This is a genomic window from Paucibacter sp. XJ19-41, assembly GCF_028462495.1.
GTDB lineage: Bacteria > Pseudomonadota > Gammaproteobacteria > Burkholderiales > Burkholderiaceae_C > Roseateles_E.
This window is the reverse complement of the sequence record NZ_JAQOWX010000286.1, coordinates 1-739: the sequence shown is the minus strand read 5'-3', so window position 1 is coordinate 739 and position 739 is coordinate 1. Positions and strand designations below refer to the sequence as shown.

The window sequence follows — 739 nt, the reverse complement described above, 5'->3', positions numbered from 1 at the left end:
TGCTCACCGCCATCAGCTCGATGCGCTCGAGGGCGGTGGCGCTGCCCAGGCTCAGTGTGGCCGCCGCGCCATTGGCGACCACGGCCACCCAGCCGCTGGTGTCGGAGCCGACCGTGATGCCGTCTTTGAGGTGGGCGGGTGGGTAGCTGGCGGCGCTGTAGTCGCCCGTGGTGCTCAGGGTGTTGCCGCCCAGCGGCGTCTGGTTGGCCGCCGTGCCCGCGCTGAACAACGCCACCACCGAGCCCAGGCCGTCCTGCACGTAGTAGGCCGCCGTCGCGTCCGGGCTGCCGCTGGCACCGGTCAAGCGCATCAAGGGCTCATCAACGCCCGGTCCATGCGCATAGACGGCCACCGGCGCACCGCTCAGCGCGTTGCCGCCCCACTCGGCGGCGATGTCATCGCCGTTGTAGACATAGTGGCTGACGCTGGCCCCGCTGCTCTTGCGCAGGCGCCGCCCGGCGTCGTCATAGGCATAGGCCTCGCTGAGCGCCTGGGTGCCGGCCTTGGCCAGACCCACCAGCTGGTCCAGCCCGTCCCAGCTCAAGCTCGTGGTCTGGCTGCCGCTGCAGTCGCTGGCGGTGCCGCTGATTCCTGTGCCTTCGCAGAGTTTTCTGAGGTTGCCGTTGTCATCAAAGCGCAGCAGGGCCTGGGTGCTGGTGGCCCCGGCGATGGTCTGCTGCACCTGCGTGAGCTGGTGGGCCGCGTCGAACTGGTAGTCCCAGCTTGCCGTCACCGGGCT

1 protein-coding gene is annotated in these 739 nt (G+C 69.8%); it reads right to left on the bottom strand.

The window, feature by feature from the left end:
• A partial coding sequence (locus tag PO768_RS29005; protein WP_272648823.1) for a hypothetical protein occupies window positions 1–739 on the bottom strand: 739 nt, incomplete at both ends.